Source organism: Parendozoicomonas sp. 209JJ7-1 (assembly GCF_058147085.1).
The window spans coordinates 1-16,398 of record NZ_JBYVJU010000012.1 but is presented as its reverse complement, the minus strand read 5'-3'; the positions used below and the strand labels follow the sequence as shown (position 1 = coordinate 16,398).

Annotated in this window: 10 protein-coding genes and 1 CRISPR repeat array; of the genes, 2 read left to right on the top strand and 8 right to left on the bottom strand. The window is 49.4% G+C overall.

Going from position 1 to position 16,398, the window contains the following annotated elements:
• Positions 1 to 21: 21 nt before the first annotated feature.
• The 3 genes from ACY2RQ_RS12875 to ACY2RQ_RS12865 all read right to left on the bottom strand — a co-directional run bounded on the left by ACY2RQ_RS12875 (position 22) and on the right by ACY2RQ_RS12865 (position 5,163).
• Positions 22 to 2,832: a motility hub landmark protein FimV gene (locus ACY2RQ_RS12875; RefSeq protein WP_490113390.1), complete on the bottom strand. Its 2,811-nt coding sequence runs from the start codon at positions 2,830 to 2,832 to the stop codon at positions 22 to 24.
• A gap of 217 nt (positions 2,833 to 3,049) precedes the next feature.
• Entirely contained in the window at positions 3,050 to 4,060 is a 1,011-nt protein-coding gene (locus tag ACY2RQ_RS12870) for an Asd/ArgC dimerization domain-containing protein (RefSeq protein WP_490113389.1), read from the bottom strand.
• 224 nt (positions 4,061 to 4,284) lie between these two features.
• Positions 4,285 to 5,163: a LysR family transcriptional regulator gene (locus ACY2RQ_RS12865; RefSeq protein WP_490113388.1), complete on the bottom strand. Its 879-nt coding sequence runs from the start codon at positions 5,161 to 5,163 to the stop codon at positions 4,285 to 4,287.
• 134 nt (positions 5,164 to 5,297) lie between these two features.
• On the opposite strand from ACY2RQ_RS12865, the gene ACY2RQ_RS12860 reads away from it, so the two are divergent.
• Both ACY2RQ_RS12860 and ACY2RQ_RS12855 read left to right on the top strand, forming a co-directional pair.
• On the top strand, positions 5,298 to 6,377 hold the full coding sequence (locus ACY2RQ_RS12860; protein ID WP_490113387.1) for an FAD-dependent oxidoreductase: 1,080 nt from the start codon (positions 5,298 to 5,300) through the stop codon (positions 6,375 to 6,377).
• Between the two features lie 234 nt (positions 6,378 to 6,611).
• Positions 6,612 to 7,145: a hypothetical protein gene (locus tag ACY2RQ_RS12855; protein WP_490113386.1), complete on the top strand. Its 534-nt coding sequence runs from the start codon at positions 6,612 to 6,614 to the stop codon at positions 7,143 to 7,145.
• Positions 7,146 to 7,185: 40 nt separating this feature from the next.
• Positions 7,186 to 9,257: a CRISPR direct-repeat array (repeat unit 28 nt; unit sequence TTTCTAAACCGCCTATGCGGCGGTGAAC).
• 132 nt (positions 9,258 to 9,389) lie between these two features.
• Here ACY2RQ_RS12855 and cas6f read toward each other — a convergent pair.
• The 5 genes from cas6f to cas3f all read right to left on the bottom strand — a co-directional run.
• The gene (gene cas6f / locus ACY2RQ_RS12850) at positions 9,390 to 9,974 is read right to left on the bottom strand and encodes a type I-F CRISPR-associated endoribonuclease Cas6/Csy4 (RefSeq protein ID WP_490113385.1); all 585 of its coding nucleotides are present in this window, start codon (positions 9,972 to 9,974) and stop codon (positions 9,390 to 9,392) included.
• Between the two features lie 8 nt (positions 9,975 to 9,982).
• Positions 9,983 to 11,008, bottom strand: a complete 1,026-nt coding sequence (gene csy3, locus ACY2RQ_RS12845; protein ID WP_490113384.1) for a type I-F CRISPR-associated protein Csy3 — start codon at positions 11,006 to 11,008, stop codon at positions 9,983 to 9,985.
• A 17-nt stretch (positions 11,009 to 11,025) separates the two neighbouring features.
• On the bottom strand, positions 11,026 to 11,901 hold the full coding sequence (csy2, locus tag ACY2RQ_RS12840) for a type I-F CRISPR-associated protein Csy2 (RefSeq protein ID WP_490113383.1): 876 nt from the start codon (positions 11,899 to 11,901) through the stop codon (positions 11,026 to 11,028).
• A complete protein-coding gene (locus ACY2RQ_RS12835; protein WP_490113382.1) occupies positions 11,898 to 13,229 on the bottom strand; it encodes a type I-F CRISPR-associated protein Csy1 in 1,332 nt (443 codons plus the stop codon). The genes csy2 and ACY2RQ_RS12835 overlap by 4 nt, the downstream gene beginning before the upstream one ends.
• Before the next feature lie 52 nt (positions 13,230 to 13,281).
• Positions 13,282 to 16,398 (bottom strand): type I-F CRISPR-associated helicase Cas3f (cas3f, locus tag ACY2RQ_RS12830; protein ID WP_490113381.1); only part of this gene is annotated, 3,117 nt, incomplete at its 5' end.

The following is a 16,398-nucleotide window of genomic DNA, read 5'->3' as shown; positions in this document are numbered from 1 at the left end:
TTTCCTGTGGGGCAAAAATCCTTAGCCGCTGATTTGCTCCAGCAACCCTTTGGCTTCCCCCTGTTGCTCTTCACTGCCTTCCCGAATCACCTCATCAAGGATATCCCGGGCACCTTCTTCATCACCCATCTCCATATAGGCGCGGGCAAGGTCCAGTTTGGTGGCTGTTTCGTCGGTGTCTTCCAGGAAAGAGAATTCCCCTTCCATGGCTTCGATATCCGCAGGTATCGCGGTATCGGCTGGAACAGACTCAAGGGCAGCATCCAGTTGATCTTCGGCCAGACCTGCTTCACTCTTCTCTGCAGCAGCAGCCTCAACCGGCGCAGACTCAGCAGGCTCAGGATCAGCAAGACCTTTCAGCTCGCTGACTTCTTCCGGTTTCAGGGTGGTTTCGATATCAACGCCATCCAGGTCTGCGGTCAGGGAAGCCAGCTCCTCATCCAGCTGCTCAAGCTCATTATCCAGGTCCAGTGTTGTTAAAGACTCATCCACTGAAACCTCGGGAGCATGGGCATCAGGATCTCCAGAATCAGTACTACCCAGAACCATATCCAGTTCGAAAGTATCAACTTCCTGCTCAAGCTCTTCCTGAATATTCGCCGTATCCAGCTCCATCATGTCATGAGTTTCATCACCCATGGAGGAAATTTCAGTTTCAACCTCCTCACCTAAAGCATCAAAATCCAGGTCGAATTCAGCAACTTCGCTGGAGTCAGTCTGATCTGAAGCAGGTTCCTCAATATCCAGGTCAGCTTCAAGATCAAAATCATTCAGATCAAACTCCAGCCCTTCTACACCTCCATTTGACTCAAGCTCTTCCTGAACCTCGCTTTCAACAGCGGCTTCAAGTTCCGGATCAATCTGGGCGGCTTCCTCAACATCCGCTTCAGAAACGGCATCTTCAACAACTACAGCGTCCACTTCACTGGCAGCCAGCTCAGGTATAGCAATATCAAGAGCGCCGGCGGGAAAGCGGGGACGCAGCTCACTTGCACGGTTAATACCCTCGCTGCTATTCATACCCTGCAGAGCGCGTTCCTGTACCAGGAAGCCCTCGGCATCACCGGCTTCGGTCAGGGCCTCCAGCATTTTGATACGCAGGTCCGCACGCTCCGGCTCTTTGTTGACTGCGTCATTCAGCAGCTCAATGGCCTGATCAATACGGCCATAGGCAATATAGATCTCCGCCTCACCCAGAGCATCGGACGTCTGGGCACGGGTGGGTTCAATCTCTTCCAGCAACTCTTCATCAATGACCAGATCAGGATCAACCGCTTCGGTTTCAGACTCCTGCACAGGTTCCGGGAACAGTTCGGCAGGCGCGACACCGGCACCCATCTCCCGGGCTGCAGTATCCATAGCTGGCTCCTCTTCAGCCTTTTCCTCTTCCTCCCTACGACGACGGACGAGAACCAGGGCCAGGATAGCCAGCAGCAAAGCACTGGTGCCTCCGGCAATAGCCAGATAAAGGGGATTACTCAGCAGAGAATCAATAAAGCTCTTGGGGGCGGGCGCAGGAGGTGGCGGAGGCGTGGGTGTCCGGGCACTGTCTGCCGGGCCGGGAGCAACCGCCGGAGCAGCTTCAGACTCTTCACCGGTTTCGGTAATGGGAGCCGCTTCGTGGTAGTTATAATCTACAGTCTCGTTTTCAGCCTCAGCGGCCGCAGTATTTTCCGCCTGCTTATCAATGGCCTGTACAGCGGTGAGCTGGTCGCTCTTCAGAATCACCAGCTTTTCCAGGGAGGCAATCTGATCTTCCAGTTCCCGCAACCGCCCTTTCAGGTCACTGTTTTCCCGGGACAGGGTATCCAGATGCTCCTGATTGGTTGAGATGGCAGACTCAAGAGTTCTGGACCGGCCGGAGACATCGCCATCACCCTGGTCTGCGCCATCTTTGGCGGAATCGACACTGCCGGCACTGACAATGCTCAGTTGATCTTCGCTGACAGTACCCCGGGCGGTTTCCACAACCTCAGACTTACGGGTCGCATCAACCTGGATCTTGCCTTTCTGCCACTGACGGTTCTGATCCGCCACACTTTTGCTGGCAGAATAAGCATCCATAACCTCAATAGCCGTACGATCGGGAATCTGGAGAACAGAACCCTGTTTCAGCAGATTGATATTGCCATTGATAAATGCGGAAGGGTTTTCGGTCTGCAGCGCCGCCATCATCCGGACAGGGCTGATATCTTTGCCGGGACGGGTTTTCAGGGCCACTTCCCAGAGGGTATCGTTTTTCTGAACTCTGTAAGTCTCCGATGAACCATCCGGGGAAGACGACGTCGGCTGACTGGCTACAGACTGTGGCTGACTCTTAACTGTTTTTTTTTGCAGAGTTGGTTCAGGCTTCGGGCTGTTTTTGGCAACCTGAGGCTGGGCGGGTTTCCTGCCTGCGGCATTTTCAGCCACCTGCTTACTGAAAGCAGGTGGATCAAGCAGCAACGTGTATTCCCGTAGCAGACGACCACTGGGCCAGTGAACCTCAACCAGGAAATTCAGATAAGGCTCAATAACCGGCTTTTTACTGGTGACCTTGACATAGGCCGAACCATTTTTACGGACAATTGTTTCAAAGCGAAGATTGGAAAGAAAATATGGTCGCTCAACACCAGCGCGCTCAAAGTCTCCCCGGGTGGCCAGACTGGGCAGCACTTCGCCGCTGGTCAAATCCTTGACCTGCACCAGTTCAATTTCGGCGTCCAGTGGCTGATTCAGAGCTGAATTCAGCCGCACATCCCCGAGCCCAAGCGCAAAGGCGGCACCGGAACCAAAAGTCCCGCTAACGCTTCCCGCAACTGCAATGGCTGCAGCCAGCTTGCGTAACATCATCCCCTATCCTTTCTATTTATTTTCCGGTTGCAACTACATGAGAGCTGCTGCCTGTACTGTTCTACTTTCCATAGCATTCTGTTCATACAGATCAGACTTTGCCACTCACAGCCCGGACAATGGTCTTTGTATTCTCTTGCTGCAGAGTGCGGGTTCTGTCGTTTATCATGGTTAACAACAAAAAGCACCCACAATTCACCAATATAAGCCTAAGTTATCACTGCAGAAACTCGGTAATCAACTGTTGATACAAGCGTATCGCCCCTGAAACACTTCCTGACCGGGAATTATCTGACACAATCCACATATTCAGGACATTATCCTGGGCTTCGGAAACACTTAAGCCGTAAATCCAGGCCTGCTTTCGCTCTTCATCTTCGGCATTGGCCAGGGTAATCGGGGTGACGGTTTCATCATCGTAAACCACCTTGAGGCCGGGCATACCTTCAAGGGCTTCCCAGGCTTCACTGACACCCACAGCCCAGTCCATGGAGACTGACAACTGAATAAGCTGACCATAAAATACCGAGGCCACCATACCATGAACATGTATGGGCAGACCTTCATGGCCGCTCAGAACGGCAAGTTCCCTGGCCGCCGTGACCACATCACCGCCATTCCTGCTGCCGGGCAGAAGGTTAAAGGCGATCTGGGCAGGATAAATGGCGTTTTCTGCCGGTAAACCATTCAGCAGACGGCTTGTCTGCCCGGCCAGTTCACTGACACCGTCCTTGCCTGCGCTGCTGACGGACTGACAGCAGGTCATATCTACACGACCAATCTCTCCCAGCTGCCCAAAAGCCCTGAGCACCTGGGCCACCGGCATGGCCACATCCCCGGGCACAGCCACAACCCCATCCTGGGACAGGCTCATTAACCCTTCCGGATTCAGTTCAGGATGCACCAGAATCACCTCCCCCCGGCTACGGCTGAACGACGTTGCGTCAATAACCAGGGCACCGGCGGAACCAGCCCGGGAAATAACAATCTCAGCCAGAGCCGCATCTTCCACGCACACAACCAGTTCACCGGAACTGAAGCTGTAATCCTGGACTGACTGAACAGGCAGAGGCTGGCCATTACACTGAACGGAAGCCTCATCTTTGTTTCCATCCGCCACCAGAGCAACAATATTGCCCTGGGCCAAACCAGCCTCACCAAGAAGATGCAGGGCAGCTTCACCGGCAAAGGTATCCGCCCCGACCAGAATAAGGGTTGAATCCGACATAAATGGCTTTCATCCGAAAAATGAGGCCACTCTATAGGCACGGGCAGCGCATTGCAAAACCAGCCACCGCACTTTTTCCGTGCACGGTGTTGCGTGCCAGCGCTTCGCACCTGTTGCAGATCCTGGCCCTTTTCTAAACTGCCTATGCGGCGGTGAACGCTTGATTCAGGTGCGCCGAAGGCGTCACCTGGAACCGCTTGTTATGTGCAGCCCTATGTCTACAGTTATAGTGATTCAAGGGGCCATGTGCTCTGTTGCTGTAGAATATCAATGAATTTACGAATCTTTGTCATATTAAACATATCTCTGTGCACCAGAATCCAGATGGAAAGCTGCCAATTTTGAGAAAGCGGAATTTCGACAAGGTCTTTGGTGTTATTAACCAGGGCTTTAGGCATGATGCCAATACCACAGCCGGACAGTATACCATGCCTGAGAATTTGCTGGCTGGAAGCGGACAGTACAATTCTCTGCTCAGGAATAGTGTTGTAAATCCATTCATTCCAGGGAAGATGCAATGGACGATCATTCAGGGCTATAAACCGGTGTCCTTTGATATTACCCTGATCCGGTGAACCATAGTCCCGGATATAATTTTTGTGAGCGCAAAAGACTACTTCTATCGTTATCAGTGGTAATACAACATTATCTGGTGTTGTTGGTTTCTCTCCTGCACGGATAGCAATATCGGCTTCACCATATTCAAGGTTAAAGTTACGCAGATCACCGATCATATTAATGCGCATGCCTGGATGCTGTGCCAGATAGTTTTTTATTGCTGGCATCAGTAAGCTTGCCATCTCACTGATGGTGGTAATAGAAAGAGTACCCTTCAGAGCCTTCTCCTGATATTTTAACCTTGAGGGTAACTGGGAGAAATGGCATTCGGTAACTTCTCCCAGGCGCATGATCTCCAGTCCGGCTTCGGTTGGAATATATCCTTTATCGTTGCGCTGAAATAACACTACTCCAAGGTCTTTTTCGAGTGCATCGATATGACGCATGACGGTAGACCTGTGTACACCTATATCCAGGGCTGTGGCGCTGAGTGTACCAAGTTTAGCCAGTTTGTAAGCCGTTCTTAGTTCTGACCACTTATCCATCACACGACCGTGTCTGCATAATTTGAGATGTGCATAAATGCACATAGGTGTCTCATAATCGCTCATTTATGGCAAAAAAACTATTGAATAACATGGATGGGAATAGTTCAGTTGCACTTGTCAGGTAAACAATAATGACGATTAAAACAGATGTGTTGATTGTTGGTGGAGGCTTTGCAGGCGTAGCCGCGGCTCAAGCTTTGGAAAAACAGGGGGTCAGCACTACCCTGGTGGATAAAAAAGACTATTTTGAGGTAACCTTCGCTATGCTGCGGAATCTTACCGATCCAGTCAGTACAGGTAATCAGGCACGCAAATACTACAGGGACTTTCTCAGCAGCAGCTTTTTACATGGTCAAGTGGTGGATATGACTGCAAAATCTGCCCGTTTGGAGGATGACACAGAGATCAGCTTCGATAGCGGCATCATAGCATCAGGAACTCGCTATCCCAGCATGCCGGCAGCTAAAACCAACACAGCGATGGACATTCAATCCCGTCACCAGGAACTGGCAGAGATGCATAAACAACTCCGGCAGGCAAAAAAAGTCATGGTGATTGGCGGCGGTGTTGTTGGTACCGAACTGGCCGGAGAAATTGCCCATGCCATGCCGGACAGCAAACTCACTCTGGCGCATAACGGTGATGTACTGTTGAACGGCTTTAAGCCCAAAGCCCAGATAAAAGCCCAGCAGCAACTGGAAGCACTCGGCGTTAACATCCAATATAAGTGTCGCTATCAAAATCAGGGTGGTCGCTATATCGATCAGAATAGTGGACAAATCAGTGATGCTGACCTGGTATTTGAAGCGACTGGAGTATTACCTAATAACGAATTTCTTACACCACGGTTGGCGCATATCCTCAATGACCGGGGGTTTGTAAAAGTGAATAGCAGGCTACAAGTTAATGGCGAGCAAAACTTGTATGCTTTGGGCGATATCGCAGACGTTGGTGAAGCGAAGCTCGGCTACCTAGCTGTTCAGCAAGGTGAATATCTTGCGAAATCCATTGTTAGAAGACGTGAAGGAAAAAGAGATAAAGGATATAAACGCAATCCACTAATGGCTATGATTCCGATTGGCCAGAAACAAGGAGTAGTACAGCTGCCATTTGCGGTCACAACGTCAAATTGGCTTGTGGGTATGAAACAGAAAGACTTGTTTATTAATAAAGTCTATAAAGGTTTTGATACTCGTCCGAATGTCAAATAATAGGAATCTATTCCAAAACCACTATTGCACATAACGCCTAAATCAGGTGCACCGTAGGCGTCACCTGGATTTTTCTTGTTAGGCGATATTCAGATATATCTGCTAGGCTTCATACGAATTTTCCATCATCTTAACTTGATAATTTATATGGAAAGTATATTTTGTTCTCTCATTGTAATCCTTAGCGTATTGTTATTGCCTATTCAAGCCATGTCAGACGACTATGGGTACACGTTGAGTAACGGCGTTAAAATACACTTAAAGACCGAAGCTGGAAAAACAATTTCTGCTCTTTTGCATGATAAAGGGGGATTATATGTCAATGATTTTATCAACGTCGATATATTACTTCCTGAAGAACTACATAATCTCTTCGATAGTGAAGTCACAGAACCTCAGGCAATAGCTATGTTTTTATATCAGTTATCTTTAGAAGAATTTTCAACTCAGCAGCCATATGAAGTGTTCTCAGCGAATGATGATATTACATCTAGCAGTTATTCTTTTGGAGAAGACCACATTCTTACATCACACGTCTCAAGATGCTTGTTCAAGTGTGGCGCTCAACTGAAACGTAATGGTTATAACAGGAGGAAGCATTATAAACAGAATCATCAAAAAGATTTCCAAAAGATAATGGAAAAATGTCAAAATGGTTTTCTATGCCCACATTGCCCTCTACCTTGGCGTATTGAGTCTTTCAATGATCTTGGTAATCATGTTCGACACCATCATCCTAAAATGGGATACCATAATTTTTTGCAATAGCGCCTAACAGGTTATTAAAGGTGCTTTTGTCGCTTATATTTTTCTAAACCCCCTATGCGGCGGTGAACGCAATGCCGAAACCTTTACCTTTGGCTCTCCTTTTCTAAACCGCCTGTGCGGCGGTGAACCTTATCGACATTCGTTGAAGCGTTGGCTTACTTTTCTAAACCGCCTATACGGCGGTGAACGGATAACATGCTGCCCCAGGGTGCAGAAACATCTTTCTAAACCGCCTATGCGGCGGTGAACCCAAGGTTCTGAACCCGGGTCAGCCTCGTGGTTTTCTAAACCGCCTATGCGGCGGTGAACATCCCTAATGTCCTTCGGCGGTGTTGGCTCCTTTTCTAAACCGCCTATGCGGCGGTGAACATAGAGAGAAATCACTATGTTTTGCTTCCCCTGTTTCTAAACCGCCTATGCGGCGGTGAACTCCAGAATTTCTGGAGAGAGCACAGCCAGTATTTTCTAAACCGCCTATGCGGCGGTGAACAGATGGGAATCGAAGTGTTATGGATCCACCATTTTCTAAACCGCCTATGCGGCGGTGAACAATCCCCATGCCTGAAGAAGTGGCTGACTATTTTTCTAAACCGCCTATGCGGCGGTGAACCGAATAGCCTGTTCAAAACACTCTCTCGCATATTTCTAAACCGCCTATGCGGCGGTGAACGTCGGGGACATCTATATTTCCGGGCCCCTCGAATTTCTAAACCGCCTATGCGGCGGTGAACCAATATTACTGATAGCGGTTATTCCTGTAGTTTTTCTAAACCGCCTATGCGGCGGTGAACCATCACCTCATAACCCGACAGCTCCATATCACTTTCTAAACCGCCTATGCGGCGGTGAACATCATAAAACCAACCCACCCGAAGAATTTTTATTTCTAAACCGCCTATGCGGCGGTGAACCGTCGTAAAAATTTGGCCCCATTACGCTTACTTTTCTAAACCGCCTATGCGGCGGTGAACCCCTGGTTTATCGAGTCCCGTCACTACAACGATTTCTAAACCGCCTATGCGGCGGTGAACCGGACACATTGCACGGTATTCATTATTTCGTATTTCTAAACCGCCTATGCGGCGGTGAACTAGGATTGCCATCTTGACCCTTTGGACCCATATTTCTAAACCGCCTATGCGGCGGTGAACGTACAACCAGCACAACGATTATCCGTGCTGGTTTTCTAAACCGCCTATGCGGCGGTGAACGCTTCTTTGGTGTGTTGACACTTTTTGCTGTTTTTCTAAACCGCCTATGCGGCGGTGAACTTCTTTCAGCTTGATCTTGTTATCGGGATGACTTTTCTAAACCGCCTATGCGGCGGTGAACATCGGCGGTAGCCTCTTCAAAGAGCGGCTGTATTTCTAAACCGCCTATGCGGCGGTGAACTACGGCGCAATCAAGCGCAGCGGCGATATTGTTTTCTAAACCGCCTATGCGGCGGTGAACAGATCACTACCACCACCTTCACCGGTCACTGTTTTCTAAACCGCCTATGCGGCGGTGAACCTGAGTGTTCCCCGCCGTACCCTGTATTACTGTTTCTAAACCGCCTATGCGGCGGTGAACTTACCTCTGCCCTGTTTTGCCGGAGGCTTTGTTTTCTAAACCGCCTATGCGGCGGTGAACATCAGTCAGCCCTGTTCCTGCGTTTTATGTTTTTTCTAAACCGCCTATGCGGCGGTGAACGATCATTGTAAATATCACGATCACCGCTCATATTTCTAAACCGCCTATGCGGCGGTGAACGTAACCGGCGTTTGTAACTTTCTGAACATGTGTTTCTAAACCGCCTATGCGGCGGTGAACTTTTTCCCTTTTCCCCTTCCTTTTGCGTACGCTTTCTAAACCGCCTATGCGGCGGTGAACTGGGAGTGGAAATACACTCAGATATAACAGATTTTCTAAACCGCCTATGCGGCGGTGAACATTTCTCCTGCTTCGGTTCCGGAAGGGGTTCGTTTCTAAACCGCCTATGCGGCGGTGAACGCATTCTTTAAATCATTAACAGTTTGATTAGTTTTCTAAACCGCCTATGCGGCGGTGAACACGTAGACGGGCCTCAATGCACCTATGTGAATTTTCTAAACCGCCTATGCGGCGGTGAACCCTGAACAATAACCAATAAAGCTGCGTTGCAGCAAGGCCTGGGCTGCCATTATGCCACTTTGACCAATGTTTTCGGCCAAGCGTGCAACGCTTTGTTTCTAATGCATTTTTTTAAAGAGCAAAATATATTGGTCAAAAATGGGGTAAAGCCGCAGAGCGACTCAATCCATAACTGCCAAAATCAACCGGTTTCTCCAGTTCCGGAGCTTTATCGAGTAAAGTCTGCTCAACAAACAGGCGGAAAGCACACTCGCCGCTCAGGCTTTTCATCTGGATAAATGGTGCCTCCAGGTATCTTGGTTGAAAAGCCTGATACTTCTTTTTAGCTTCATCCAGAGTCATGTTATGCCGCCTGCCATAACGGGCGGCCAACCGTTCGCTGCTGGTTTTACTGCGCTGCCGGGAATAACACACAAACTTCTTGACCTTGTCCGGTACTGCCCTGATGGAGGATTGATGCACATAATCCGTTAACCGGTTTAACCATTGCCCCAGTTTTAGCCTCTCCAAATCATCAGAGCTGGCAGCCAGTAATCGCAGTTTGCTTCCTAACTGGCGAGAACGATAGCTGGGAAACGCTACGGCAACAGGCTGAATTCCAGTGGCGTTTTTCTGTTCCGCCAGTGCAAGGTGTACCTGCTGGAACACCTTCTGCCACAGGAAGTTTATGCCGATATCGTCGCTGGGCAGCAAAGTCAGATCGATGTAGACCTTCATAGCCGCTCCTACTTGTCGCTTTCGCCAAATACACCACCACGTACCAATACAGCCATTACGTAGTGTTCGTCTTCAGTGCGCAGCAGCTTATCGCCACGGGCCCAGCCATCAAAGAAAGTGTAAAAATCCTGTTTGTCTTTCGGGGTGCGAAAAGCTTTACCCAGATTGGTAACGGCACCATAGGGTTCGATAGCGATAGGTCCGGCAGACTGCTCAATATCAGCAAAATCCGGGTACCAGGTATCAATGGTGCGCAGGGCGTTACCCACTTTCTGGGAGTGCATGGCCGCCTTCCCTTCCACGGCATAGAGAATTTTGCTTTTATTGCCTTTTCCTTTGTCCATCACCAGCTCTTCACTGGGATAAACTTCCTGGGCTTTACCAACCTTTGCGAAACAGCTGATATCCAGCATCAGAAAGTCATCCTCACTGGCCAGGGCTGTGGCAATACGGCTGGCCAAAGCACTTACATCACTGTCGCTGGCCTCAAAATCACGGGGGCTGAACTGGGTGGCATCAAATGTCCATTGGGTTTTTTCACCGTTTAAGGCATTAACGACCACTTCGATATTTTCTGCACCCACCCGGTTACGCCACAGGAACCGGCCATTAGCCAGGTTCAGAGCGTAGCGGCGAGCCAGCTCGGTAAAACCTTCTTTTTCGATATATGCCTTGGCCGCTGTACTGTAACTCTGTTTAAAAGCGGCATTATTGCACGCAGATGGCTGACAGATTCCGCCCAGCACTTTCAGGGTAAAGCACAATTTTAGTGTGTCTTGTTCCGGGGCGAGGGAGCAGGCATCAACGGTTTGCAGGTTGGGTTTTTCCACTTCTGCATTAAGCTTGGCCGGGTCTTTTTGAATCGCGGGCTTCTGGCGATTAGAGATGGTGCCCCGTACAGATTTTTCCTGCAGCTTCAACGGTGTTGCCAGTTCTTTACGCTGTTCCCACTGGGTGCCGTACATATAACCATCAGAGGGGACCAGTTTTTTTTCAAAAGCCAGTACAGATGCAATGTTGTCTTTTTTAGCCATGATGTTTCTCCTTGGAATTAAAAGCCTTGATGATCAACAGGTTTTTGCTGACAGAGGTAGAGGTTGCCGGGCTGGTCGGTATGGTAGTGCCAGAGCAGTTCATCAATAGAGTCCAACCGGTAGGGCATAACAAATTCACCCAGAGTCACCAGGCTTTCAGCAAACCGGTGGGGTTTATCGCTGTCACGCTGGTTTTTAGCTGTCCCCAGAGGGGCGATACCGTGAAAACCTGTCGCAATAGGCACTAGCCAGCCTTTCGCCTTGCGCTGGCGAGTCCATTCCACTTTGCCGTGCTCATCCTGTGTGCACTGGTTTTCTACAGTCAGGAAGCTGAGCAAAGCATCCACTGCGTCCTGCCCGTCTTCCATGGCATTAGCCATGAGTTCCCGGCGCTCGACAATGGCGTAGCCCGGCATCAGCTGGTTTTTCAGTTTTTCGTAATCGGTGGGGATATACGGCTTGCCAAACTGCAAAATATCGCCCCCCGCCAGTTTCATCCCGCTATTGAGATGATGAGTGATACTGGTTTTCAATTGTTCCTGCTCGGTAGCGGAAAGCTCGGGTATTTCAATCAGCAGGCTAACCTGCAAATGACAGCGTGCTTCTTCGATAAAGGCAGGTCTTGCGCCGGTTTTATCAACCGGGTTGGCGGTGCCGATAATGGAGTGTACGAAATCCCCCGGACCCTGGTAGGTTTGCAGATCAAACTGATGGCACACCACGCCTACGGCCGACAATTCAATATCGATGGACCGGGTTTGAAGTTTCCGTTGCAGGGCGTGAACTGCCCCAAGCCAGGCTGTCATGGCCGGAAAACCAATGGTAAACGGGCTGGACAGTGCGTTGGCGTTATGGATTTTCAGCCGGGGGATAACCAGAATATCTGTACTCATCGCAACGCCTCCCGGTACTGGTCCACAAAGTCATGGATAAACCCGACTTCCGCATCACCCAGAGTACTGGGATTATCAATGATCTTGCGATAGCCCTGGCTAATCCAGTCAACGACTGTCTGAACCAGGGTATCCAGCCAGTCATCCTGCTGTCGCTGTTCAACAAACTCTTCCAGCAGCCAGCTTTTCTGCAGGCTATCCAGCTGTGATGTGGCTGGAAAATGCTGCTCAGCCGCAACAGCACGAGCCCGCCACATGGTTTCAATCACCAGGTCAGTAATCTGTTCCAGTCTGCGGCCCAGCCCTGTACGCAGGTTTTGCAAGGGAATACTTGATTCTGCGTTATGGGTTTTAAATATCTTGTCCAGCGCAAGAAAAGCATCCCTGACCTTAAAAGGGGAAACCGACTGGCGAAAGAAATCTTTGGTGGGAAAATTAAAGTCTCTTTGTTCCAGCTGGGGAGGCGCTGATAACAACAAATGCGCTTTGCCACCATTCTGGTTATTCAACACACTGATATTTTGGGGCTTGGTGCCGCCGTAACCGATAGTTGTCAGGCCATATAATTCTGTAAATGGTTTCTCAAAGAACTCTTTTTTTCGTCGTTTATCCCGTGCCTGTTTTAGTTCGTCTTTGGTCAGGTATTTTTTTTGCTCGGCAATAGATGCGTTTTCCGGGTCAACCCCAAAACGCATGGCATCCAGCCGGCGCCGCATTTCAAACACAATGCCGGAATTGGTGAGAATGGAGAGCTGGTGGTAATCGTCTGTTGCGTTATGGTCTGGCAGAGGAAAGTAGACCTGCTTGATTTTGGAGCTGGTAACCTGCTCTGTGGCAGTGGCTGTCATAGCCAGAAAACCATCACGAAGAGTCTGGTAATCCTGGCTATTTATGGTCAGAAGAGTGGTTGCAAGCCCGGTCTCCTGCTCAATATGCTGCAACAGCGTTTGGCCATCATGCATCACCAGTGTGAGGAATTTGTACACGTCCAGTGCTGCGGCATTGCCTAAAGCATCGGTACTGGTTTTTACGTTACCACTGCGCAAAAAGCCATCATTGTTATGTTCTGCTTTGGCAATAATGGAATTAACTGAACCGTTCTTGTTTTTCCGGGCACTGGGGTGGCTGAAGGTGCAGGGGTGGGTGGAGATGCTGATTTGCCCTGCACGCTTGGCGGCATTAGGTAACCAGTGCTCAAAAGAGAACTTTTGGTTCCCTTCCGTTTGTATGTCCTGCACCTGGGCATCATCCATTGATGCTTTGATTTTACTTTTCAACCAGGCCTGTTTTCGATCTTCGAAAAAGGCCCGGACTGCCGGATCGGCCATAGTGTCCTCCTGTTGTTTAAGAAAAGCCTGTTTGAGGAAAGTCTGTTAATAATTAAATCTCTTTGAACAGCCCTAGCTGGTCGTTGTAAAACCAGTGGTCATCCTGGTCTCGCAGGGTCAATTCGCCATAACGCATACTGGCGTAAAAAGGGCTGATTTGCTGCCGCTCAGCCTGTTGTGCGAGTAGTTCTGTGTAATCGCGATTAAGCCATAAACGCTGGCTTTGCTGGGCTGTTAGTTGAATACGGCCAATGTGGCGGGACTGTTCGGCACTGGCCAGTTCGCCATTCTCCAGTCTTGAGGGTTTTCCATTGTTATCCCGCTCAATAAAAAATGTGGTTTCATCCTCCGCAATCGTAAGGTAAAGCTGAACATTGCTCTCACTTTTGCGGAATGAAACCTTATGCTGGCAAATGCTGGTTAAATACCAGCACTGGGTCAGGTAGCCGTGCAGGGTATGTGGTTTTGTGGAGCTGCTCTCACAAAGATCATGGTGAATAACGGCATGCTCCAGGCTTGCTAACCGGTCTTTTTTATCTGGTGGGGATATACGAGGGCTGGCATCAAACCTTTCAGCCATGTTTTTAGTGTTAACCAGTTCTGTAATATTGTGCGTGGAGCGAAAGGAGAACACTTTTCTGTCTTTGCTTCCTATTTCATAACCGGGTTTTTGGAAGTAGCACTTGCCCGCCTTATCACCCTCTTTTAATGCCTTCCAGTTATACTGCAGAATGCCAATATTGGGTTGCTCCACTTCACTCATTCGATGCCGCCGGATCCGCCCTGCCATCTGCACCAGTGACCGGTAGGAAGAGGGTTCGATAAGCCCCCAGTCAAAATCATGGTCCCGACCAACTTCTTCTACCGGCGTGGCGACCAGAATAAATACCAGATTGTGGCAACCTTGCTGTTTTGCTGAGGCAATATGCTGTTTGATAATACCGTCAGCCAGTGCCTGTGGTGGTTCACCGGTTTTTTCCTTACGTTTCAGTACCCGGTCCAGATGTTGTTCCTGGGCATTGCGTAACAGCAGAACCTGCTGACTGTGGTAAGGCATAACCCGTAGACAGGTATCATCCGCTACTGTGCACTCCAGCAAAGCACGGGTGAAAGCCAAAGCCGGGTTAATATTGGCAAAGCGAATAACACCAAATGAGATCTTCAACCCAGAGCCTGGCTCCTGCCAGCCATGCTGCTGATGCATTTGCAGGGCTGCTTCAGTAATGACCTGGTGATAAGCCGTTTGCTTCTCTGACTGTGCCAGTGTCAGTAGGTGTGAGCATTCAATAATGGTGGCTTTGCGCCGGGCTATTTGTTGGGACAGTTTTTTAATGCGGGCATCAATAAATTTTTTGTGCAGCTGCTGATAGTTTGCCAGCAACTCCCTGGTTTCAGGGGCATACACCGTTTGCACCTGAGTGTTGAATTCATCAATCCAGGCACAACCTATCTTGCTGCTCTTATTACGCATGCTGGCAAACAATTGCCAACCGTTCTGGTAGGCCCTGAAATAACCTTCGGCCATAGCGGGAGGAATAGTGGCAGAAGAGATCATGACTTTGCGCCCCAGCATACCGGCCAGATGGATAAGCCAGCCAATGGTAATGGAGTCTTCACCGGTAAAGTCATCAATCTCGTCAATGACCAGATCAGACGACATCAACCGCAGGCTCGGCAGAATATAACGTCCGCCTCGCTTGCTGGTGACGGCGGCCATCAAATGATCGATGGTGCAGGCCAGCACGGGGGCATGAAAAAAACCACGATCTTTGTCGTTTTTAAGTACGGTGCCTAAGGTGTCTTCGGGGAAGTCGCCTTCGTAAATCACCTGGTCCTGTTCATCTAGCATGGGGCGGGCGGACGCAGAGCCATTCTGCTCCCAAAGGCTGCTTTCTTCCTTTTCAGCAGCTCTTTTGTCCTCATGCAATTCCAAAACAGCCTTGGAGCCGATTAACACAGCAAGGTCTGAGCCGTCACTGTTGTGGAAGATTTTCTCCCGGTATTCATCCCCGGTCTGTAAGGTCAGGGTACGCAGACCCAAAGCGAGAATGTAACGCAGGCTGTCGCCATCTGATGACAAACAACGCATAACTTTGGCATTGGCAAAGGTTTTCCCGCAGCCAGTGCTGGCCATATTGACAGCGAAGAAGCCTTGTTGCTGATAGTTCGTTTCCGAGCTTTGCCATGCTTTAATCTTTTGGACGGCTTTATCCTGCCACGCGAAGTCAGGGGGGCTTTTTTTCTTCAGACTGGCGGTGTTAGGGCTTTTCAGTGCCTGTTTTTCCATAGACGGTAACAGGCGAATGTTTTTGGTTGCGTACTCACAGACGCCAAGCAGGTGCTGGTCCAGGTATTGGTTGGGTTCACTTGTTTTAATAAACCCTTTTTTATTGCCGGCCTTATAGCTTTTGGTATTGGCTACCAGATTGGTTTGCCCCTGCCACTTTCCATCCACCTGTATAGAGGAATAACCGTGGTCAGCCAGCATCAGGCTCAGGCGGCAATGGTGCAGCAATAACCGGGTTGCACCGCTCTCAGTCAGTTGCTGCAGGTGAGGCTGAAGCTGTAACAGCTTCCCCGCCCAGCGTTTAATCTGTTTTAACCAGGGTTTTGATGTACTTAATAACCCGTTTTCAAACCGCAGGCAGTTATTCAGTGTCTGGCTGGCTTGTGAAATGTAAAAACCCCAGTCCTGGTCAATCTTGTTGAGAGAATCTGATAAGTCTGGTGCTTTTGCACCTCCCCAGTTCTCTGAATAAGGTAACTTGTGGTGGGAAGCAATTAACCAGAAAACAATTTGTGCAGTGAGTGGTAAATCCTTGAGAGGCTGGTCTTCTTTCTGATGTTCCAACTGATCCAACTGAAGTAAGTCGCCATTGGCCAGCAATTCCAGCCATTGTTGGTCGTTTTCTGGCTGACCGATAAGTTTTTTCAGTAAAAGACAGGAAACAAACTCATGGCGCAAGGCATCCCCTAATGGTTTTTTAGATTCAACCTGAAGCTTGTGCTGGAACTGTTGATTGGCCTTGCCCCAGTCATGAAACAAGGCGGCCAGTGCCGTTAAAGCCTGAATTAAGGGCAGGTAAACCCAGTCTGCAGAATCATCACGGAGAGTACGATTGACCTGTGTGGTGTTTACAGGCACCTTGCCTTGAGCATTAAAAACATC